Below are 20974 nucleotides of genomic sequence, written 5' to 3' on the forward strand. Positions count from 1 at the left end.
TGGGTGCCAGCGCCACTGCCATATCATCTGCTATTTAATGTAAATGTTAATTAATACATATATATAGAAATATTTGCGAGATTTTTATGCCAATCTTTATGAAATTTTCATTTGCGAATGTCGTTAATATGGTATCAAATTATGGGACTGCTAAACTTAACTGGGCGCGGCTCATGTTGGCCACAACGGAAGCGACGTCGTACACGTTTCACCAGTTAATAATCACCTGTACCCGAAGTGCAGTATCAATAATTCATTGTATATCTGCATAACTGCAAAATGTAATTGTTGATATTGTAGATATGATGTGATATCATTATAATATACCAGAAGCTAACCATGGCATATTTGTTGAGCGAAATCCGGGGTTTCTCGGGGTGGCGGGTCGAAAAAGGTTAGAGCGATGAGTACGACGAATCGGGTGTGGGTCTCGGAAGAAAACGTGAACGTGCGTTGGGATTCCGTGGTTGATTGCCGCCACGAGATGCTGGTGGAGGAGCTGCCCATTCCGCGGGCGCAGGCAGGTGCTATCGCCAAGCCCGGTGAGCGGGTAGTCGTCAAGGTGTGGCTGTACGGCCCCTTGGCCAATGACAAGGTTAAACGCCCGATCGAACTGGAATTTGACGGGGATGTCACTGTGGCATCGGTTATTCCTGAATTAGGGTGTCGCTTGGGTGATGATTTTCTCCATCAGGTATTGGATACCAACGGCAGAAAGTTCAATCATTGCCTGGTATTTGTCGACGGCGTGAAGGTGGACAGTCTCGACATCCCGGTACATCAAGGCGCAGCATCGTTGGAGGTGGAAATGATCCTGCTAACTATCACTGAAGGAGGTTAAGCAGATGAACGATATGAGTGACATCACGGGGCAGTCTGCAAAGGACGACTGGGTACCGACCTCGTGTGCGCTTTGTTATGGATCCTGCTCGATACTTGCACATCGCGTTGATGACGTAGTCGTTAAGATCGAGGGCAATCCGGAGAGCGTCGTCGGCAAGGGCAGGCTGTGCGGCAAGGGCGTGAGCGGGATCATGACCCATTATGATCCCAACCGTTTGACGGTGCCCCTGCGGCGAACCAATCCCAAGAAGGGACTCAACGAGGATCCCGGCTGGAAACAGATCAGCTGGGACGAGGCCCTCACCGAGATCGCTGACGTGCTGCGCCGCCTGCGTGCCGATGATCCGCGCAAACTGACGGTACAGCGGACGACCACCGTGTCGGCCAGCCGCACCCCCTTTCTCGCCTTTAACGCCGCCTTTGGAACGCCCAACCTCTCCGCTGCCGGTGGCGGCATGCATTGCGGCAATGGCGCCCACCTGCTGTCGGGGTTGATGCACGGTTCCTGGTCCATTGTGCCCGACTTTCAGTATTGCAACTACGCGTTATTCTTCGGTGCCTCCAAGGGTCACGCCGCCGGCCACGCTTCTGCTTCCAACATGGGTATGGCCGCCGAAGCCCGGGCGCGCGGCATGAAGATGGTGGTGGTCGATCCGATGTGCAACTTCGCCGCCGCCAAGGCCACGGAGTGGGTGCCGATCCGCGTCGGCACTGATGGCGCCCTGGCGCTCTCCATGTGCCAGGTGATGGTGAACGAACTCACCATCTACGATGAACCCTATCTGCAAGCCAAGACCAACGCTCCCTATCTGATCGGTCCCAACCAGCGCTACGTGCGCGACGAGGCGACCGGCAAGCCGATGGTGTGGGATGTGCAATTTGGTGCGGCCCGCCCCTTCTCTGATGTCAAAGCCGCTGATATGGCGCTGGACGGTGATTTCGAGGTGGGCGGGGTGCCTTGTCAGCCGGCCTTTGAACTGTTGCGGCGACATCTGCGCAAGTTCACGCCGGAGTGGGCCGAGGAGATCACCACCATCCCGGCCGCCAATATCCGCCGCCTCGCCGCCGACTTTGCCAACGAAGCGCATATCGGCAGCACCATCGTTGTCGATGGTGTGACCCTGCCTTACCGGCCAGTGGCGGCCATCGCCTTCCGTGGCTCGCAAGGACACATGAATTCGGTGTACAACTTCTTCGCCATTTCGCTCCTTAATCAATTGGTCGGTGCCGCCGACGTGGTCGGTGGTTGCCTGGGCTTCAATCCTGCCAGCAACGGCTTCGAGGAAACCGGACGGCTGGCCTACAAGCCGCACCCCGATGCCGACGGACTGATGAAGACGGGTACCTGGATGGGATATCACCTGCCCTATCCGATCGCCGAGCCGCGTCTGCCGGAAAAGTCCGGCCTGCAGGACCTCTTCGTATTCGGCCTGACTTCACCGTTTCTCGACTCAGACGATTCCGAAGATCTTTGGCAGAAGCTTGAGCTTCCCTATCGTCCCGAGGTGATGATGAACTTCGGCGCCAACCTGTTGATGAGCATCGCCAACAAGGAGTCGGTAGCCAACTCGCTGGCGAGATACAAGTTCATGTTCTCGTTTGACATTTTTCTCACCGAGACGAGTGCTTTCGCCGATATCGTATTGCCCGACTGCGGTCACCTGCAAACACTGGATTCGCGCTCCAATTACCCCTTCATCTTCAGCTTGCCAGCCGGAATGGGTGAGTGGTGCTGGCCTATTCGCCAACCAGTGCTGCCGCCGGAAGGTGAGCAGCGGCGCTTTCAGGACGTGCTGCTCGATCTCGCTGATCGCATCGGGATCCGCGCCGACGTCAATGCCGCTTACAACGCCTCGATGAATCTGGCCGCCCCCTACCGGCTCCAGGGTGACCGCCAATACACCTATGAGGAAATTTGCGACGCCGAGTTGAAGAGCAACTTCGGCCCCGAGCGCGGCCTCGACTGGTTCAAGGCACACGGCGTCCTGAAGTGGCCGAAAAAGCCCGAGGAGGTCTACTGGCGACCATTCGCCGACGTCCGGGTACCGATCTACTGGGAGTTCATCGTGCCGGTCTACGAAAAGATCAAGGCTATCACGGAGCCGCGCGGTGTCCATGTTCCGCCTGAGTACTATGAACCCCTGCCCGACTTCCTGCCCTGCCTGTCGCACCAATGTAAAGCGCCAGGCTTCGACCTATACGCTTTCTACTATCGCGACATTCTCCACACCAACAGCTTCACCATGGAGAACCCCTGGTTGGACGAGGCAGCGCAGCTCGATCCGCTCTCCTACACTATCGCCATCAACGCCGATACCGGGCGCCAGAAGGGCATCGCTGACGGCGACTGGATCTGTGTCGAAAATGAGAAGGGGCGGAAGGTGAAGGGCCGCGTGCACCTCACCCAGGCAATACACCCGGAAGGGCTGGGCGTTGCCGCCTGCGCCGGGCATTGGGGCGACGGCATGCCGGTCGCTAAGGGTAAGGGGGTATTTTTCAATGATCTGCTTGAACTGGATTGGGAGCATTCGAGCCCGATCAATCTCAATCTTGACTTGTGTGCCCGCGTCAAAGTGACGCTGGAAAAGGAGGGAAAACGATGAGATGGGGAATGGTCATAGACCTCAAGCGCTGCATCGCCTGCTACGGCTGCCAGCTTGCGTGCAAGGCGGAAAATGGAACACCGCCGGGCGTCTTCTTCGCCCGCGTGCTCAAGCACGAGGAGGGGCAGTTTCCGACGGTTCGCCAGCTGTTTCTTCCGGTGCTCTGCAATCACTGCGAGGAGCCGCCCTGCGTCGAGGTATGCCCAACCGGCGCCAGTTCCAAGAGCGAGGAAGACGGCGTGGTCTCCATCGATCCTGACCAGTGCGTCGGCTGTCGCAGCTGCATGATGGCCTGTCCCTACAGCAACCGCTACTTCAACGACAAGCCGCAGCATTACTTCCCGGAAGGCCCGACGCCTTTCGAGCAGCGCCGCACGGCCGGCCACCAGACCGATATCGTGATGAAATGCAACTTCTGCAAGGATCGCGTGGCCGCCGGAAAAGAGCCTGCCTGCGTCGCCAATTGCGTGACAGTGGCGCGTACCTTTGGCGATCTCGACGATCCCAATAGCGAAGTTTCGCGCCTGATCAAGGAGCGTGGCGGATTTCCGCTGCATCCGGAACTGGGTACCAAACCGTCGGTGTACTACTTGCCGGCCTGATCGGGAGAATACGTATGGACGCAAATGCAAAGTACACTCAACTCATCCAGGATCTGCGCAAGGAGCTCAGGCCGCAGCGTGAATGGGGCGAGGGGAAGGGCCTGTACCTGGTTATCGGCCATTTTTTTAACGGCCTCGCTTGTGGTTCCTGGCTGTTCTCGCTGATTTTCAATCAGCCAGCCGGCTTGGCCGCAGCCTACTTGCTCGGCATTATTGGCGGCATCACCCATCTGATGTTCCTCGGTCGCCCCGCACGCTTTTGGCGCATGGTCAGGAAACAAAAGACCGCCTGGGTATCGCGGGGGTTTCTTGGACTGAGCCTGTTTCTCGCTGGCGCCACCGCATACCTGGTGCCGATCTTCCTGCCCGGCATCCTGTGGAGCGAGACTTCTCTCTTGTCGTCCATCGGTTATGTCGCAGCCATGCTGGGAATGATAGGCATCATGGGCTACATGGGTTTCGTGTACACCGCCTCGAAAGCGGTGCCCTTCTGGAATTCCCCCCTTCATCCTGCCCTCTATGTCAGCTACTCACTGCGCGGCGGTGTGGCCGTTCTCTTCGTGTCGAGCTGGTTGGTGCCGCCTGCCAAAGACTTGACGCCGATCCTCCTGCCGCTCTGGGGAGGGATCACCGCCCTGGTCATCCTGCTCTTCACCCTGGAGATCCACGGTGCGCTCACCAGCGGTAACGAGGCGGCCCGTCGCTCGGTGCACGACCTTCTGGCGGGGCGGGTGTCGGCATATTTCTATGTCGGCACGCTGGCGATGGGTCTGATCGTTCCGGCCTATCTGATGTACTCGGGGATGTCCGGTGCGGTGACGACCGGCCTGATGGCGCTGCTCGGCGTGACCTCGGCCGTCGGCGATTTCTTCATGAAGTTCTCGACGCTGCGCGCCGGGGTGTTTCTACCGGTGTGGACCCACTTGTCGCACCAACGCCGTTGAGAGACTGCAGAATTCACGTGTGGAAATATCTCCATAGGCACTTGGCGCGTCACGCACTGGCGGAGAGCGATGCGCATGGCGCGGGCCATGTCAGGGTGGAAAGTTGCCTGATCGCCAAGACCTTGCTGGAAATGGGATGACTACCGTCGACACGCCATGGCAGAGCGGACCATCCAGGGCGCAATTCCCCTAGCCGATGTGCCGATGGCGGCGACTCGTCTTGATCGTGACTGCTTGCGCATGGGCGACAAAGAGATGGGCAAAGCTCGTTGGGATGCAGTGACGAATGGCGCGGATTTCTGGTCGGAAGCGTCGGTTCCTCCTGCGCTGCCGACCGATGCGCCCATTGACGTCCGCGTGTGGTTGTTTGGCTCCCTTGCCGCCGATGATGTGCCGCGACCCATCGTGCTGCGCGTGGCGCAGGGCGCCACCGCGGCAAGCGTCCTCATCGAACTGGGCCGGGTTCTCGGATTCGAGCGCTTTACCGAAGTGGCGAGCGGCCGCGGCGAAAAGCGCAGCATCTGTCGGCTGTTCGTCGATGGCAGGGAGGTGGAGGAATTGTCAGCTCCTCTTTCCGTGCGCGGTGGCAGTGCCGACATGGAAATGATCGTGCTGGCTGGTATCGAAGGAGGTTAGACCCATGCAGACAACGAATGCAGTTTTCCCGTTTTCGACCGGAGCAGATGACGCCTGGGTGCCCTCGGCGTGCGCCCTGTGTTACGCCTCCTGCTCCATTCGGGCCCACCGCGTGAACGGGGCGGTGGTCAAGATAGAGGGCAATCCCGACTCGGTGGTGGGCAAGGGCAGGCTCTGCGGCAAGGGCGTGACCGGAATCATGACCCACTATGATCCGAATCGGCTGACCAAGCCCCTGCGCCGTACCAACCCCAAGAAAGGCATCAACGAAGACCCCGGCTGGAAGGAAGTCTCATGGGACGAAGCGCTCGATGAGTTGGCATCGGTTCTCAAGCGGGTGCGCAAGGAAGATCCGCGCAAGCTGGTAGTGCAGCGCACCACCACGGTGACTGCCAGCGGCATGCCGTTCCGGGCCTTTTCCGCAGCCTTTGGCACGCCCAACGTTTCCGCTTCTGGTGGTGGCATCCACTGCGGCAACGGTGCTCACCTGATCAGCGGCACCATGCACGCCTCCTGGTCGGCGGTGCCGGATTTTGCCTACTGCAACTATGCCATGTACTTCGGCGCTTCCAAAGGCCACGCCGCCGGCCATGCCTCGGGTTCGAACATGGGCTTGGCCGCCGATGCCCGAGCGCGCGGCATGAAGATGGTGGTGGTGGATCCGATGGCGAATTTCGCTGGTGCCAAGGCGACAGAGTGGGTGCCGATTCGGGTGGGTACCGATGCGGCCTTGGCACTGGCTATGGCCCACGTGATGGTGCGCGAACTCGGCATCTACGACGTCGCTTATCTGCAGGCCAAGACCAACGGGGCTTACCTGATCGGTCCGGACCAACGCTATGTGCGCGATACGGAGTCGAACCAGCCACTGGTTTGGGACAAGGCGGCCCAGGCGGCGCGTCCGTTCTCCGCTGTCGTCGCTGCGGACATGGCGCTAGGGGGCGAGTTCAGCGTCCGCGGCGTCAAATGCGAACCTGGCTTCGCCAAGCTCAAGGCGCACCTGGCGAAGTTCACCCCAGAATGGGCCGAGGGCGTGTGCACGGTGCCGGCGAGGGATATCCGCAGACTTGCCGCCGAGTTCGCCGCGGAAGCCTGTATTGGTAGCACCATCGTCATCGATGGCGTCACTCTGCCCTATCGTCCGGTCGCCGCCATTGCCTTCCGCGGCAATCAGGGACACCTCAATTCCAACTACAACTTCATCGCCGTCGACCTGCTCAATCAATTGGTGGGCGCCGCCGATGTCGTTGGATCCTGCTTGGGCTTCAACCCCGCCTGCAAGGGCTTCCCTGAGAACGGCCGGCTGCGCTACGTACCCAAGCCGGATGCCGACGGACTCATGGTGGCCGGCATGTGGTTGGGCTTCCACTATCCCTATCCACCCACCGACCCACGCCTGCCGCAGAACCTCGGTCTGCAGGATCTGTTTGTGATGGGACTCAACTCCATCTTCCTCAACTCCACAGACCAGGAGGAATTCTGGCAGAAATTCGAGTTGCCGTACCGGCCGGAGGTGTTGATCAACTTCGGTGCCAATCTGGTCATGGCCATTGGCAATGGCGAGGTCGTGGCCAAGTCGCTAGAGCGCTACAAGTTTATGGTTTCCTTCGACCTGTTTCTTACCGAGACCTCACAGTTCGCCGACCTCGTACTGCCGGATGCCAGCTATCTGCAGATGACCGATTCACGCGCCAACTTTCCCTTCATGTTCAGCCTGCCCGCCGGCATGGGCGAATGGTGTTGGCCAATCCGCCAGCCGGTATTGCCGCTGGACGGCGGGCAGCGGCGGTTCACCGACGTGCTGCTTGATGTGGCGGACCGGATGGGGATGCGCGCTGACATCAATGCCGCTTACAACGCCGCCATGAATCTGCAGCACCCTTATCGCCTGGAGGGCGACAGGCCATACAGCTACGAGGAGATCTGCGACGCGGACCTGAAGAACAATTTCGGCGCCGAGCGCGGGCTGGACTGGTTCAAGGAGCACGGGCTGATCAAATGGAAGAAGCAGCCGCAAGAGGTGTATTGGCGCCCCTTCGTTGATGTCCGGGTACCGATCTATTGGGAATTCCTGGGTTCGGTATGGGAGGGCATCAACGCCATCTGCGAGCCGCGCGGCCTGCATATTCCGAAGGAATACTACGAGCCGCTCCCCAACTTCCTGCCCTGCCATTCGCACCAGTGCAAGAAGGAGGGATTCGATTTTTACGCCTTCTACTATCGCGACGTACTCCACACTAACAGCTTCACCATGGAGAATCCCTGGCTAGACGAGGCAGCACAGCTCGATCCATTCTCCTACACGATCGCCATCAACGCAGACAGTGCCCTCGCGCGGGGGCTGAGGGACGGTCAGAACGTATGGGTAGACTCCGACTCGGGACGTCGGGTGAAAGGGCGCTTGCGGTTTACCCAAGCCGTGCATCCGGAGGGACTCGGGATAGCCGCCTGCGCCGGCCACTGGAGCGAGGGCATGCCCATCGCCAAGGGCAAGGGGGTGTTCTTCAATGAACTGCTGGAAGTGGACTTCGATCACGTCAGCCCGATCAACTTGAGCCTCGACCTGTGCGTCAAAGTACGCGTCACGCCTGCTGCATGAACAGAAGCCATCAAATGGCCGGCCAAGTACGATCTTTCGCTGCAGGAGGCCAGACGCAGGACCTTCGACCATGCGGGCAGGACGCCGCCGACGCGATAGGGGCGATGAAACGTTTGATGGATGAGCGTCTGTCCCTGATGACTGAGGTGGCCCGCCAAAAATGGAATACCAAGGGCGCCATAGAGGATCTTCTGCGCGAAAAGGAAATCGTCGATGGACTCAAGGTCGAGGCGGCAGAGCTGGGTTTGTCGGAAGTGTGGGCGGAGCGGTTTTTCCGTGCTCAAATCGAGGCTGGCAAAGTGATACAACGCGAGTGCTTCGTCAACTGGGGGCAGGCCGGCGTGGATCAGTTCGGCAACGCGCTCGACCTGGCGAGGGTGATCCGCCCGCGCCTCGACCAGATCAACTCGCAACTCCTGCGCGTCTTGGTGCTTGGCTGGCCCGTTCTGGCAGATCCGACGCAGTGCAGCCACGTTGCCGCCACAACCGAATCCCTCCTTGCCGTCCACGGCGAATTGGTCGCTACGCTCGCCGTGGTGGCCTTGAGAGAGGTGGAAACATCATGATAGACGTGGGTGAAAATTATGAAATTGCTCCGCTTTAATGACGGTCACATTGGCATCAGTGACGGCAACAAGGTCGTCGATGTCACCAGACTATGCGCGTCATCTTTTGACGAATGGCCTCCTGTTGGTATTAACAGGCTGATACGTGACTATCCCTCACTCAGGACCGAGCTCCAGAACGCGTTGCAATCTGATGCCGGAGTGCCTCTTGAGGCCGTACGCCTGCAGACACCAGTTCCCTGGCCCAATAAGCTCATTGCCTATCCGGTGAACTATTACGATCACGCCACTGAAATGGCATCGAGGGGCCTGGCCAACCTCCAAGGGTTTTTTCTGAAGGCGAACTCATCCTTGTCGGGCCCGGCCGATGCCATCGAGTTGCCGGCGCTACCCGGTCGGGAAGTTCATCATGAGTGTGAAATCGCCCTGGTCATAGGCAAGGAGGGGCGACAAATATCCGTTGAAGATGCCTTGGACCATCTTTTCGGCTACGCCTGTCTGATCGACGTCACCATACGCGGCAAGGAGGAGCGCGTGATGCGCAAGTCCTACGATAGCTTCACGCCAGTGGGGCCATGGATTGTTACCGCCGACGAAATTGCCGACCCCTTCAACATCAATATGCGCCTTTGGGTCAACGGCGAATTGCGGCAGCAGGCCAACACCAGGGACTTGATCGTCAATATTCCCCAGATGATCTCGATCGCCTCGTCTGCCACCACACTCTATCCCGGTGACCTGATCGCCGCAGGTACGCCTGCCGGTGTCGGACCGATATGGGATGGCGATGTCGTCACCATAGAGGTCGAAGGTGTCGGCCGCATGCGTATCCCGGTTGTTGCCGGTAAGCGGGGTACCAACGTGGTATTCGCCAAGCCCTATGAGTTCAAGCGCGCTGGGTAATAGATGTCTTGTCGTGGAGCCCGAACAATGAATGACAGTTCGATAGCCAGTCTACAGAACGCCCAAGGTCTGGATGATCTGTATCCGGTGCTCTCTGCCAATCATCTCACGGCGGGCTGGCACAAGAAAAGGCCTTCACTCTGGAAGGAACCGAGAACAGAGTTTCAGCCACTCCACTGGCGCTACGAAGTTGGACGACTGGCGCTGGATCAGGCCGGTAGGTGGATAGACACTGAGCTGGCCGAACGCCGCAATCTGCTGTTGTTCAATCCGGTGGGTGACAACGACTACGATACGGTGCGTACTCTGGTGGCGGCTTACCAAATGATCAAGCCAGGCGAACATGCACGAGCCCATCGGCATACTGCCAACGCGCTGCGTTTCGTACTGGATGCGGAGCCGGGTGTGTTTAGTGTGGTCAACGGCATCAAGTTGCCGATGATACCCGGGGATGTCTTGCTGACGCCAGGAGAGTGCTGGCACAGCCACTTCAACGAAAGCGACAGTAACGCCTATTGGATCGACGTGCTTGATGTGCCTTTGGTGCACCTGCTTGAACCAATGTTTTTCGCAGAGCATCCGGACAAGTATCAGGCTGTGGTTGAGCAACCGGAAGATCACGCATTCTGGTTCCCTCACGCCCGCGTGCAAGCCAACCTGGAGAATCTTCCGGCGGTGAATGGGGTACGTCGTCTGATGCTGGGGGCAGGGAAATGCTTTGCCACCACAGACCTGGCCTTTCTCAAACTGGATAAGGGTGCGACAAGCGGTGTTCGTCGCAGCACAGCGAGCAGGATATTTGCCATTGCCCAGGGCTCTGGTGTTGCTCATCTCGGCACCATCGAGGCGCAATGGCATAAAGGCGATGTGCTTGCCGTCCCATCCTGGACATCTTATGAAATTCTCGCCGACGAGGATGCCCTGATCTTCGAAGTAAATGACGAACCAACCCTGCGCAAACTGGGCTTCTACAAGGAGTCTTGTGCTTGAGTAATCAAGCGCGTGGCAACCCTAGTTCGACAAGGAACACTGTGATGAGCAAGCTGAAGGTACTGATTGGGGGCGGGGGCATCGGTGGCTTGGCCGCCGGCCTCGCCCTTTTGAAACAAGGTGTCGACGTTGAGATATACGAACAAGCGATCGAGTTGAGGGAAGTGGGTGCGGGATTACAGATTAGTCCGAATGGGAACCGGGCCCTCAATTTTCTCGGTGTGTTTGAGCAATTGAAACAATTGTCCACGGAGGCCGAGTCCAAGGAAATTCGTCTTTGGAATACGGGAAAGACCTGGAAATTGTTTGACCTAGGCAAGGAAGCGATCAAGCGTTACGGATTTCCGTACATGACCGTTTATCGCCCCAATCTGCTTCAGGTATTGGCCGATGCCGTTCGCCAGATCAAACCGGATGCAATACGTCTGGGAGCCCGCTGCATGGGGGTCGAACAGAACGAAAGCCAGGTAACGCTCGAACTGGATGGTGGAGAAACCTTGGTTGGCGATGCGCTGATCGGCGCCGATGGTGTCCACTCAAGGATACGCGGCGCATTGTTTGGAGTCGACAAGCCTAAATTCTCCGGTATGGTGGCCTGGCGCACTCTGATCCCGATGAACCTGCTTCCGGCTCACATGGCCCGCAGCGTGGCAACCAACTGGATTGGTCCGGGTGGGCATGTGGTCCATTACCCACTCAATGGTGGAACGGTAATGAACTTCGTCGGAACGCTGGAAGGTAACTCTTGGACGTCGCCGCCATGGAACGCACCCGCAACCGTCGAAGCTTGTACTGAAGCCTTCCAGGGATGGCACGAGGACATACTCGCAATGATCGGCAAGGCGCCATCCATCCTCAAGTGGGCCTTATGCGGCCGCGATTTTCTCGACCACTGGACGCGCGGGCGCGCCACCCTGTTGGGTGACGCCTGTCACCCAACCCTGCCTTTTCTTGCGCAAGGGGCGGTCTTCACGATTGAAGACGCAGTAGTGCTCGGACGTTGCTTCGAAAAATATAGTGACGATATTCCGGTCGCTCTGGCCAGGTATGAAACGGCACGCCTTGATCGCGCCTACCGGATGGTACGGGGTGCTGCCGACAACACTTCTCGCTTCCATAATAAGGCGCTAGCGAATCCGCAAGAGGCAGATCGGTTCGTCGCCGATCAGTGGCAGCAAGCGGCAATCGGCGAACGCTATGATTGGCTGTTCAATTACGACGCCACAAGTGCCGCAGTGTGAGGAGGACTCAAGCGAATGAATTTTCTGATCGCGGTAAGGCGGCATCACTTGAGTGAGGGATTGCAGCGATGCCAGCGAGGTACAAAAGCTGATTATTGGTCGCACAGTTCTGAAGAACCGCTTGCAGTGCCATTAGCCATTGCAATTACTTGGTCAACGTGTCATCTGGAAATGAATGAACCGTCATTTTGCTAATCTGACGGTATCAGCTTTGGGGTGATGAGATAAGGCGTATAGGTGGTTATTGTGATTGGAGCCGCATGGGGCATCGGCTAGGCAATGACCGACAGGTGGGTGGACACGATTTTCTAAAATGTTTCTAACGGAGATGGATATGAAAGATGTTTTTCTGGGGCCGGAGCGCCTTGAACTTGAGCGTCATCGCGGCGTCTGGCCAGACCTGGTGATCAGTGAGTACTTTGACCGCTGGGTAGTGGAGAAGCCGGAAGCCACGGCAATCGTTGCCTTTCGCGAGGAAGATGGCACAACGACGCGTCTGAGTTGGCGCCAGCTTGGTGCGATGGTCTCCAGAATTGCTGCTGGGCTGGCAATGCGCGGCGTGGCAAAGGGCGACGTGGTTTCCTTCCAGCTGCCCAACTGGTGGCAGTTCGTCGCTGTGCATCTGGCCTGTGTGCGTATTGGTGCCATCAGCAACCCCTTGATGCCGATTTTCCGCATGCGCGAGATGAGCTTCATGGTCAAGCACGCCGAAACCAAGGTGCTGATCGTACCGCAGCGCTTCCGCGGTTTCGATCATGCGAACTTGGCCAGAGAATTGCAGGAACTATTGCCGACCCTGCGCCACGTCATCGTGATCGATGGCGAGCGCGATGACGCCTTCGAGGTAGCCTTCGGCCAGATTAATGATCCTCCGGCGAATGACATGACGGCAGGCACGGCGCTCAAACCGAACGACGTCATGCAGCTGTTATTTACCTCCGGCACGACCGGCGAGCCCAAAGGCGTGTTGCATACCTCCAACACCCTGAATGGCGTCATTATGCAATTCATCCAGCGCATGCAGCTGAACGGTGACGACATCCTCTTCATGCCATCCCCCCTTGCGCATCAGGTCGGCTTCTCCTACGGCCTTACAGTGGCCATGATTTTGGGCGCCCCGCTAGTTTTGCTTGATGTCTGGAACGTGGCCCGCGCTGTTGACTTGATAGAAGCGCATGGGCCCACCTATATCTTCGCCGCAACGCCCTTCCTGGCCGACCTGGCGAATTTCCCCGACATCGAAAAACGCCGGCTGGATGCCCTTCGCCTGTTTGTCTCATCGGGCGCGCCTATCCCACCGGTGGTGGTCAAACGGGCAGAACAAAAGCTGAACGCCAAAGTGATTTCCTCGTGGGGGATGACCGAGTGTTGCTCGGCAACCCAAACCCTGTTGTCAGACCACAAGGCGCATGATTCGGACGGTTGCGCCTTGCCCGGCGTCGAGGTGCGCATCGCCGCAGCCGACGGCAAGGAAGCGCCGCGCGGCGAACCCGGATCGCTGCAGTTTCGCGGCGCCTCGCTGTTTGTCGGCTACCTCAAGCGGCCGCACTTGTATGCGCTGGACGAAGAGGGCTGGTTCGACAGCGGCGATATCGCGAGCATGGACGAGGAAGGGTACATTCGCATCTGCGGTCGCAATAAAGACATCATCATCCGCGGCGGCGAGAACATTCCGGTGGTGGAGGTGGAGAGCGCCATTTACAAAATGCCCCAGATCACCGATGTGGCCATCGTCGCCATACCCGATCCGCGGATACAGGAACGCGCCTGTGCCTTCATTACTTTGCGTCCAGGGCAACGGCTGAGCCTGGATGACATCAAGTCACACCTCGCCAGTGAGGGACTTTCCAAGCACTTCTGGCCAGAGCGACTGGAGATCATCGAGGAGATGCCGCGGACCCCGACGGGGAAGATCCAGAAGTTCGTGCTGCGCGAACTCGCCAAGGAGTTGGCTGCTGCATGAGGCACTGCTCTGTGCTTAGGCAGCGGTCAGCGGCATCGACGTGTTTCGCGGTTTTCACGCCATGACATTTGGCTTCCACCCCGCCAAAAACTTTTTTGTACCCTATGCTCACAAAATCATTGCGTCAACATTCTTCGCGTGGTAGGATTTGATCGCAATATCAGGTTACCTGATATCAAGTAGGCTGATGACTTCAACCAATGACACGAGGATGAAATGAACATGAAGATGATGAACGCTTCGACCCCTTCGGTTCCGGGCGGGGATAACGTGAAAGTAGAGTTTGAAGACGGCATTGCCTGGGTGAAGCTCAACCGCCCCACCAAGCGCAATGCCATGGACCTCAACATGTCGACTGAAATGAACAATGTTCTCGACAGCCTCGAGCTCGATGATCGCTGTGGCGTCGTCGTCCTTACCGGCGAGGGTGAAGCGTTCTCCGCGGGCATGGACCTGCAGGGCTTCTTCCGGGCGACGGACGTCATGTCGGATGTTGAACGCCTGCGCGCGCAGCGCGAAAATCGCAACTGGCAATGGCGCAAGCTCATGTGGTACGGCAAGCCCACCATTGCCATGGTCAATGGCTGGTGCTTCGGCGGCGCCTTTACGCCCCTGATCTGCTGCGATCTGGCCTACGCCGATCAGGACGCGGTTTTTGGCCTGTCCGAGGTGAATTGGGGCATCATCCCGGGCGGCGTCGTGCCGAAGGCGCTGTCGACCCTCGTCAATCACCGCGAGGCGCTCTATTACATGATGACCGGCGAGAAATTCGACGGGCGCGAAGCCGAACGCATTGGCATCATCAACAAGGCTTTCCCCAAGGAGGAACTCGTCGCGAAGACGCGCGCGTTGGCCAGGAACCTGCTCGGCAAGAATCCCCTCGTGCTTCGCGCGACCAAGATTTCCTACAAGCACATTCTGGAAATGTCATGGGAGGGTGCGGCCGAGTATCTGTCGGCAAAGGGCGATCAGACCACCGCTGCCGATCCGGAAAGCGGTCGCGCACAGGGCATGAAGCAGTTTCTTGACGACAAGACCTATAAGCCCGGTCTCGGCAACTACGAGCGCAAATGACAGCAACTCGCTCGCCGATGGACCGCCTGTTGCGCCCCCGCTCGGTGGCGGTAGCAGGCATGTCCACCAAACCCGGATCTCTGGGTGGAGCGGTTCTGGCAAACCTGGAGCGATTCGCCTTCAAGGGTGATATCTGTCTTATCCATCCGACGCGCAGCGAAATAGCCGGGCGTCGCTGCGTGCCGGACACCAGCTCGCTGCCCGAGGGCATAGACTGCGTCGTGCTCGCCATTCCTGCCAAGGCAATACTCGCGGCCGTAAAGGGATGTGCCCTGCGCAAGGTGGGTGGAGTGATCATTTTTTCGGGTGGTTTCGCGGAATTGGGCGATGAAGGCCGCGCTGCCCAGGAGGAGATCGCCGCCATCTCCAGAAGCGCCGGGATGGTGATCGAAGGGCCGAACTGCCTGGGTATGCTCAATTATGCCGATGGCGTTCCGCTGACCTTCAGCGCGACGGAACCGCGCCCACCGTCGACCCCGGGGATCGGCCTCATCTCCCAAAGTGGCGCCATGGCCGCAGCCATCCGCGCTGCGCTGCACGGTCGCAATCTGGATATTTCGTTCTCCATCTCCACCGGTAACGAGGCCTGCACCGGCGCTGAAGATTTTGTCAACTATCTGCTTGAAGACAGCCAGACGCGCGTCATTGTCCTGGTCGCGGAGCAATTCAGGGATCCGCGACGCTTCGTTGCCCTGGCTGCGCGTGCCCGGGAACTGGGGAAACCTATCCTGCTGTTGCATCCGGGCAAGTCGGCCGAAGCCCGCCAGGCGGCAGAGACCCACACCGGAGCGATGACTGGCGACTATGTGGTGATGCGCACCGTCGTCGAAAGCCATGGTGTCCTCGTCGTCGACACCATGGAGGAATTGGTGGATGCCGCCGAGATGGTAGTGCGCTGCAAGGTACTGCCGCACGGAGGAGTAGCCGTGCTGGGAGAATCGGGCGCCTTCAAGGCTATGACATTCGACTATTGCGCGGAACTCGGCTTGCCCTTGCCGCAGCCGACGGGTGCCGCCGCAGAGGCGATCGCGGTGGTGGCGCCGAACCTCATCATGCCGTCCAATCCACTCGATCTCACCGCCCAGCCGCTGGTCGATCCCGGCATCTACGCAAAGACCATCGAGCCGCTCCTTACCGACGCGCGCTGTGGCAGCGTCCTGGTCTCCATCATTCTCTCCAGCGACCAGATGGCGCGGCTCAAGATGCCGCCGGTGGTGGACGTGGTGCGCCACTTTGCGCCGCAGCGCGCCATGATCTTTGCCATGCTGGGCGAAGACACGCCGATTCCGCAGGAGTACATAGACGAAATCCGGCAAGCCGGCGTTCCCTTCTTTCGCTCGCCCGAGCGTGCCTTGCGCGCAATAGCGACGCTGTCGCGCTGGAAGGATCGCGGCCTGGCCGTCGGCGAACCCTGCACGTCAGCCGCCGAGCGGCTGCCGACCGGGGTCATACCTGAGTACCGGGCCAAGCGGGTACTGGCCGCCGCCGGCCTGCCGATTGCGGCGGGAGAATTGGCCGCGACCCTGGCCGAGGCCCAGGCCGCCGCCGCCCGCATCGGCTACCCGGTGGCGCTAAAAGCCCAGTCCGAGTCCCTTTCGCACAAGAGTGATGCCGGCGGCGTCATCCTGGGTATCGACAGTGCCGACGCCCTGGCCGCCGGATGGCAGCAGTTGCACCGGAATCTCGACAAGGCGGCGCCGGGTGTGTCTCTGGAAGGCGTTCTCGTCGAGCGGATGGGGCGCAAGGGCGTGGAACTCATCGTTGGTGCCAAGAACGACCGCGACTGGGGGCCCGTACTCATGATCGGGATGGGCGGAACCGCCGCGGAGGCGTTTGGCGACATGCGCGTGCTGCCCGTCTGCAGTTCTGAAGCGCAAATCGTCGACCAGTTGCGCAAGCTGAAAGGCGCCGCCCTGTTGGGTGCGTTTCGCGGTTCGTTGGCGAAGGATTTGCCTGCAGTTGCTAGCGCCGTGCGACAGCTTGGCGACTTTGTCCGATCGCATCCGGAGATCGCCGAGATCGACATCAACCCTCTCGTCGTTTACCCGGAAGGACAGGGTGTCCTGGCGCTCGATGCCCTGATTCACGTGCGCTGAAAGGAGCAAGACATGGACTTCGACCTGACAGACGAACAGGAATTGATGCGTGATAGCGTGGCAAAGCTCATGAGTAGCCACGCTCCACTGGAAAAAATCCACGAATGGGACGTTCAGCGGACTTTCCCTTACGAGGTCTACTCTGCGTGGGTTGATGCAGGGCTGCTTCAGTTGCCATTTCCTGTGGAGTATGGCGGGCTCGGCGGCAGCGCCATTGATATAGCCTTGGTCGTTGACGAACTGTCCCGCGTCAGCACGGACTTGTGCATGGTGTACTCCAGCGCGGTCTTCTGCGGATTGAACATCCTGCGCAAGGGAAGCGAGGAGCAGAAGGCCTATTGGTTGCCCCGGGTCATGGATGGACGCAACAAGTTCGCCATCAGCATCTCCGAACCCGGCGCCGGTTCTGACGTCGGTGCCATGAAGACCTTCGCAACGCAACACCAGCAGGGCTACGTGATCAATGGCCAAAAGCTCTGGAACACGGGCGCCGGACTCAAGGATTGCGTGCTTAGCGTGTATCTGAAAACCGATCGGAGCGTCTCCTATCGGCAAGGAATGTCGATGCTGCTGATCGACAATGATGCCCCTGGCGTCAACCTTCGCAAGCTGGATATGCTGGGGCGGCGTTGCGCAGGCACGTATGAAGTCTTTTTCTCTGACGTCCTGGTACCATCCGATCGCCTCGTGGGCGGCCAGGGCGGCGGCTGGGACTGCCTGATGTCAGGACTCCAGCTGGAACGGGCGGTGTCAGCGGCAAGCAGTTGCGGCGGGGCCCAAGCGGTCGTCGATCTGGTCCGAAGTTATGCTCAGGAACGCGTTCAGTTCGGCCAGCCGATCGGAACGTTCCAAGCCATCGGCCATACCATCGCAAGTATGCAGACCGAGGTTGATGCCGCCCGACTCATGACCATGAAAGCGGCATGGATGGTGTCCAAAGGACGTGATGCTCTTCGCGAGATTACCGAAGCGAAATTGCTGGCGTCGGAAACCTATGCAAAGGTGGCCAATCAAGGTGTGCATATCATGGGTGCATTCGGACTGAACGCTGAATACCCGATGGAGCGCTACTTCCGCGATTCCCGCAGTGCCACTATCGCCGCCGGTACCTCGGAAACCTTGCGCAATCTTATCGCCGGATTGATGGGCTTGAAGAAACCAAAAGAATGATATCGAAATCATTGATGGCAGTTTGAATTCAGCAGGAGGCCAGCATGCGCAAATATCTGCATATCCATCTCCCCCAACGGACAACCGGGAGCGAGGAGTTTGAGGGCGAAGCGCTGGTTCGCAGTGGCCGCCACTTCATCGCCCGGACTTTGCTCGCAGGCGGAATCGCCACGGTGGATCCGCTGTCGCCGGAAAATCCCCTGATCTTTTCGGCCGGCCCGTTCGCCGGCTCTAATTTCTCCAATGCCAATCGGATCAGTGTCGGCTGCAAGAGCCCCCTGACCGGGGGTATAAAGGAAGCCAATTCCGGTGGGACATTCGCAGTTGCCCTAGGCCAGAGCGAAATCGCCGGACTTACGCTGCATGGGGCATCGACCGACTGGGTCGTCATCCGCATCACCCGGGAGGGAGCCGTCTCTTTCGAATCTGCCGAGCCCTATCTGGGACTGGGCACCGATGAGGCGGCAAAGCGCCTGTTCGAAAAATATGGCGAAAGGATCAGCATTGCCCTCTGCGGCCCCGTTGGTGAATATCTGGGACTCATGGCTGGCATCTCCTTCACCGACACCGATGGACGACCCTCGCGTCTAGCCGCCCGCGGCGGCGTCGGTGCGGTCATGGGCAGCAAGAAGGTGAAGGCCATCGTCGTCGACCTGCACAAGATGCCATCTTTCCATGATCGCAAGAAGCTCATGGGCGAGATCCGTGAATATGGCGCCAGGATCGCAAAAGAACCAATGATGGAGAGCTTCAGGCGCCTCGGCACGGCGACCATGGGCGACGTGATGAACTTGACCGGTGCGCTGCCGGTGAACAACTTCAGCCGTGGCCAGCAGGTCAACCCAGCCAAGGGAACCTTCAATCTGGGCGGCGATCACGTCCGTGCCGTCAATCTGAGCCGCGGCGGGGAACCGACGCATGCCTGCATGCCCGGTTGCCAGATCGAATGCAGCAATGTCTATGTCGATCGGGACGGCAAAGAATTGGTTTCGCCGCTCGAATACGAGTCGCTCGGCCTGATGGGAAGCAACTTGGGCCTTACGCATCCGGACGACGTGGCCCGGCTGAACGCCGTGGCCAACGATCTGGGCGTGGACTCCATAGAAGCGGGGGCCGTGCTTGGCGTATTACTGGAAGACGGACAAGCTGCGTTCGGCGATATGGACTTCCTGCTGGAAGCCCTGGAAGACATTCGGCGGGGCAACGAACGCGGTCTCCTCCTGGCCCAGGGAGCGGCACGTGTCGGCACCTATTACAAGGTGCGGCGGGTTCCTACCATAAAGGGCCAGGCCATTAGCGCCTACGACCCCCGGGTGATCGAGGTCACCGGCATTTCCATGATGCTGACCGCCCAAGGCGCTGACCATACTGCAGGCGCCGCGGCGACCTTCGACTGCACCGGCAAGACCACCGCGGAACTGGTCGCCGTCGGTCTTGCGGCGCAAATCGCGGCGGCCACAGCAGATTCGCTGGGGCTGTGCATATTCGGGCGTGCCGTCACCGCCGTCAGCGACGAGCTGATCATCAAGGCACTAAATGCTGCCTGTGGAACCGACCTTCAGCCATCCTTCCTGCAAACCCTGGGGCGCGAGACGCTGTTGCTGGAATGGGAATTCAATAAGGCGGCAGGATTTACCGAGGATGACAATGGGCTGCCGGATTTCTTCTATACCGAGGCACTTCCTCCCAGCGGCAAGGTGGCACGCCACAGCGCTGCCGAGGTCAGCCGCTGCTTGCAGGAGCAACTGGCGGTCCCGGTTTTTTGATGAGTGGCGCCGTGCCCGCCGAATGGACGCCTGACATGCAAGTCGCCAAGGGCCACACTTATCGAGGCGTCCTATTCATCTTGCTGGCCTTGCTTTTCCTCGCCGCCCATGACGCCACCGCGAAATATCTGGCACAGCGCTTTCCATTGCCACTGCTGATTTGGGCGCGATTTACACTGCAATGCTTGCTGGTAGTCATTTTCCTTGCGCCTTCACGACGCATGCAACTGTTCAACACTCGCTCGCTGCGGATCCAAATTACGCGGTCGCTATTAATTTTAGGGGTGTCGCTGTTTCTGCTCTCGGCCCTACGCACTATGCCGTTAGCGGAGACCACTGCCATATTCCTTATCTCGCCGTTCTTACTTGCGCTCATTGCGGGACGTACCTTGGGCGAGCAGGTTGGCCTAAAGCGCTGGCTGGTGATCATTATCGGGTTTTGCGGCGCCCTGCTGATCGCCCGGCCTGGTGGAGCGCTATCAACTGCCGGCGTTCTGCTCGCTCTGGGTGCGGCGCTTTGTAGCGCCCTCTATCAGATGCAGACGCGGCAACTGTCGATGACTGATGGTCCCTTGACCACGCTGATCTATACGGCGCTCGGCGGAACGGTGGCGTTAAGTTTAAGCCTGCCTTGGTTCTGGCCAGAGCACCTGCCCAATGCGGGCGATGCCATGCTCATTGCCCTGCTTGGCCTATTCGGCACCGTTGGTCATTTGTTGATGATCCACGCCTTTCGTCATGCACCGGCGTCGGTTCTGGCGCCGCTCAATTATGGCCACCTGTTCTGGGCGACACTGCTCGGGTGGCTGATATTCGGCCAACTCCCCGATGCTTGGTCCTACCTGGGTATGGCCATCATCGCGGGCAGCGGCCTACTGCTGATCGCCTCGAATTGGCAGAGCCATCCACCGTTTCCACCCAAAGTCCTGATCGGGGCTCCGTTTCCCCAGTTTACTGAAGACGGCAGAGAGGTCTAAT

Annotated in this window: 17 protein-coding genes; all 17 read left to right on the forward strand. The window is 59.0% G+C overall.

Annotation, left to right across the window (positions count from 1 at the left end; translation table 11 throughout):
* Positions 1-403 precede the first annotated feature (403 nt).
* The 17 genes from K5E80_RS00940 (at position 404) to K5E80_RS01015 (ending at position 20973) form a co-directional block, all read left to right on the forward strand.
* Positions 404-841, forward strand: a complete 438-nt coding sequence (locus K5E80_RS00940; RefSeq protein WP_220634389.1) for a MoaD/ThiS family protein — start codon at positions 404-406, stop codon at positions 839-841.
* A 4-nt stretch (positions 842-845) separates the two neighbouring features.
* A complete protein-coding gene (locus K5E80_RS00945; RefSeq protein WP_220634390.1) occupies positions 846-3446 on the forward strand; it encodes a molybdopterin-dependent oxidoreductase in 2601 nt (866 codons plus the stop codon).
* On the forward strand, positions 3443-4048 hold the full coding sequence (locus tag K5E80_RS00950) for a 4Fe-4S dicluster domain-containing protein (RefSeq protein ID WP_220634391.1): 606 nt from the start codon (positions 3443-3445) through the stop codon (positions 4046-4048). Before K5E80_RS00945 ends, K5E80_RS00950 begins: the two co-directional genes overlap by 4 nt.
* A gap of 14 nt (positions 4049-4062) precedes the next feature.
* Positions 4063-4992 (forward strand): NrfD/PsrC family molybdoenzyme membrane anchor subunit, encoded by a 930-nt coding sequence (gene nrfD, locus K5E80_RS00955; protein ID WP_220634392.1) that lies wholly within the window; start codon positions 4063-4065, stop codon positions 4990-4992.
* A 17-nt stretch (positions 4993-5009) separates the two neighbouring features.
* Complete coding sequence (locus K5E80_RS16875) at positions 5010-5132, forward strand: hypothetical protein (RefSeq protein ID WP_281420157.1); 123 nt, start codon at positions 5010-5012, stop codon at positions 5130-5132.
* A gap of 16 nt (positions 5133-5148) precedes the next feature.
* Positions 5149-5628 (forward strand): hypothetical protein, encoded by a 480-nt coding sequence (locus tag K5E80_RS00960; RefSeq protein ID WP_220634393.1) that lies wholly within the window; start codon positions 5149-5151, stop codon positions 5626-5628.
* Positions 5629-5632: 4 nt separating this feature from the next.
* Positions 5633-8227, forward strand: a complete 2595-nt coding sequence (locus K5E80_RS00965; RefSeq protein ID WP_220634394.1) for a molybdopterin-dependent oxidoreductase — start codon at positions 5633-5635, stop codon at positions 8225-8227.
* Between the two features lie 14 nt (positions 8228-8241).
* Positions 8242-8793: a gamma subclass chorismate mutase AroQ gene (gene aroQ / locus K5E80_RS00970; protein WP_281420158.1), complete on the forward strand. Its 552-nt coding sequence runs from the start codon at positions 8242-8244 to the stop codon at positions 8791-8793.
* An 18-nt stretch (positions 8794-8811) separates the two neighbouring features.
* Positions 8812-9696 (forward strand): fumarylacetoacetate hydrolase family protein, encoded by an 885-nt coding sequence (locus K5E80_RS00975; protein ID WP_220634396.1) that lies wholly within the window; start codon positions 8812-8814, stop codon positions 9694-9696.
* Between the two features lie 27 nt (positions 9697-9723).
* Positions 9724-10686, forward strand: coding sequence for a cupin domain-containing protein (locus tag K5E80_RS00980; protein ID WP_220634397.1), 963 nt, complete (start codon positions 9724-9726; stop codon positions 10684-10686).
* A 44-nt stretch (positions 10687-10730) separates the two neighbouring features.
* On the forward strand, positions 10731-11927 hold the full coding sequence (locus K5E80_RS00985) for an FAD-dependent monooxygenase (RefSeq protein ID WP_220634398.1): 1197 nt from the start codon (positions 10731-10733) through the stop codon (positions 11925-11927).
* Between the two features lie 334 nt (positions 11928-12261).
* Positions 12262-13890 (forward strand): AMP-binding protein, encoded by a 1629-nt coding sequence (locus K5E80_RS00990; protein ID WP_220634399.1) that lies wholly within the window; start codon positions 12262-12264, stop codon positions 13888-13890.
* A 222-nt stretch (positions 13891-14112) separates the two neighbouring features.
* Complete coding sequence (locus K5E80_RS00995; protein WP_220634400.1) at positions 14113-14964, forward strand: p-hydroxycinnamoyl CoA hydratase/lyase; 852 nt, start codon at positions 14113-14115, stop codon at positions 14962-14964.
* Entirely contained in the window at positions 14961-17060 is a 2100-nt protein-coding gene (locus tag K5E80_RS01000) for an acetate--CoA ligase family protein (protein ID WP_220634401.1), read from the forward strand. The genes K5E80_RS00995 and K5E80_RS01000 overlap by 4 nt, the downstream gene beginning before the upstream one ends.
* Positions 17061-17072: 12 nt before the next feature.
* Entirely contained in the window at positions 17073-18230 is a 1158-nt protein-coding gene (locus K5E80_RS01005; RefSeq protein ID WP_220634402.1) for an acyl-CoA dehydrogenase family protein, read from the forward strand.
* A 44-nt stretch (positions 18231-18274) separates the two neighbouring features.
* Positions 18275-19996, forward strand: a complete 1722-nt coding sequence (locus K5E80_RS01010; RefSeq protein WP_220634403.1) for an aldehyde ferredoxin oxidoreductase C-terminal domain-containing protein — start codon at positions 18275-18277, stop codon at positions 19994-19996.
* Positions 19996-20973, forward strand: a complete 978-nt coding sequence (locus K5E80_RS01015; RefSeq protein WP_220634404.1) for a DMT family transporter — start codon at positions 19996-19998, stop codon at positions 20971-20973. Before K5E80_RS01010 ends, K5E80_RS01015 begins: the two co-directional genes overlap by 1 nt.
* The last annotated feature ends 1 nt before the right edge of the window (position 20974 follow it).

Source organism: Georgfuchsia toluolica (assembly GCF_907163265.1).
GTDB lineage: Bacteria > Pseudomonadota > Gammaproteobacteria > Burkholderiales > Rhodocyclaceae > Georgfuchsia > Georgfuchsia toluolica.

Bases quoted from the DNA above. Each gene is read 5' to 3' on its own strand.
- K5E80_RS01015 (WP_220634404.1), top strand. From the start codon at position 19,996: ATGAGTGGCGCCGTGCCCGCCGAATGGACGCCTGACATGCAAGTCGCC.
- K5E80_RS00995 (WP_220634400.1), top strand. From the start codon at position 14,113: ATGAAGATGATGAACGCTTCGACCCCTTCGGTTCCGGGCGGGGATAAC.
- K5E80_RS00975 (WP_220634396.1), top strand. From the start codon at position 8,812: ATGAAATTGCTCCGCTTTAATGACGGTCACATTGGCATCAGTGACGGC.
- K5E80_RS01000 (WP_220634401.1), top strand. From the start codon at position 14,961: ATGACAGCAACTCGCTCGCCGATGGACCGCCTGTTGCGCCCCCGCTCG.
- K5E80_RS00985 (WP_220634398.1), top strand. From the start codon at position 10,731: ATGAGCAAGCTGAAGGTACTGATTGGGGGCGGGGGCATCGGTGGCTTG.
- K5E80_RS00940 (WP_220634389.1), top strand. From the start codon at position 404: ATGAGTACGACGAATCGGGTGTGGGTCTCGGAAGAAAACGTGAACGTG.
- K5E80_RS01010 (WP_220634403.1), top strand. From the start codon at position 18,275: ATGCGCAAATATCTGCATATCCATCTCCCCCAACGGACAACCGGGAGC.
- K5E80_RS00990 (WP_220634399.1), top strand. From the start codon at position 12,262: ATGAAAGATGTTTTTCTGGGGCCGGAGCGCCTTGAACTTGAGCGTCAT.
- aroQ (WP_281420158.1), top strand. From the start codon at position 8,242: ATGGCCGGCCAAGTACGATCTTTCGCTGCAGGAGGCCAGACGCAGGAC.
- K5E80_RS01005 (WP_220634402.1), top strand. From the start codon at position 17,073: ATGGACTTCGACCTGACAGACGAACAGGAATTGATGCGTGATAGCGTG.
- nrfD (WP_220634392.1), top strand. From the start codon at position 4,063: ATGGACGCAAATGCAAAGTACACTCAACTCATCCAGGATCTGCGCAAG.
- K5E80_RS00945 (WP_220634390.1), top strand. From the start codon at position 846: ATGAACGATATGAGTGACATCACGGGGCAGTCTGCAAAGGACGACTGG.
- K5E80_RS00950 (WP_220634391.1), top strand. From the start codon at position 3,443: ATGAGATGGGGAATGGTCATAGACCTCAAGCGCTGCATCGCCTGCTAC.
- K5E80_RS00980 (WP_220634397.1), top strand. From the start codon at position 9,724: ATGAATGACAGTTCGATAGCCAGTCTACAGAACGCCCAAGGTCTGGAT.
- K5E80_RS00965 (WP_220634394.1), top strand. From the start codon at position 5,633: ATGCAGACAACGAATGCAGTTTTCCCGTTTTCGACCGGAGCAGATGAC.
- K5E80_RS00960 (WP_220634393.1), top strand. From the start codon at position 5,149: ATGGCAGAGCGGACCATCCAGGGCGCAATTCCCCTAGCCGATGTGCCG.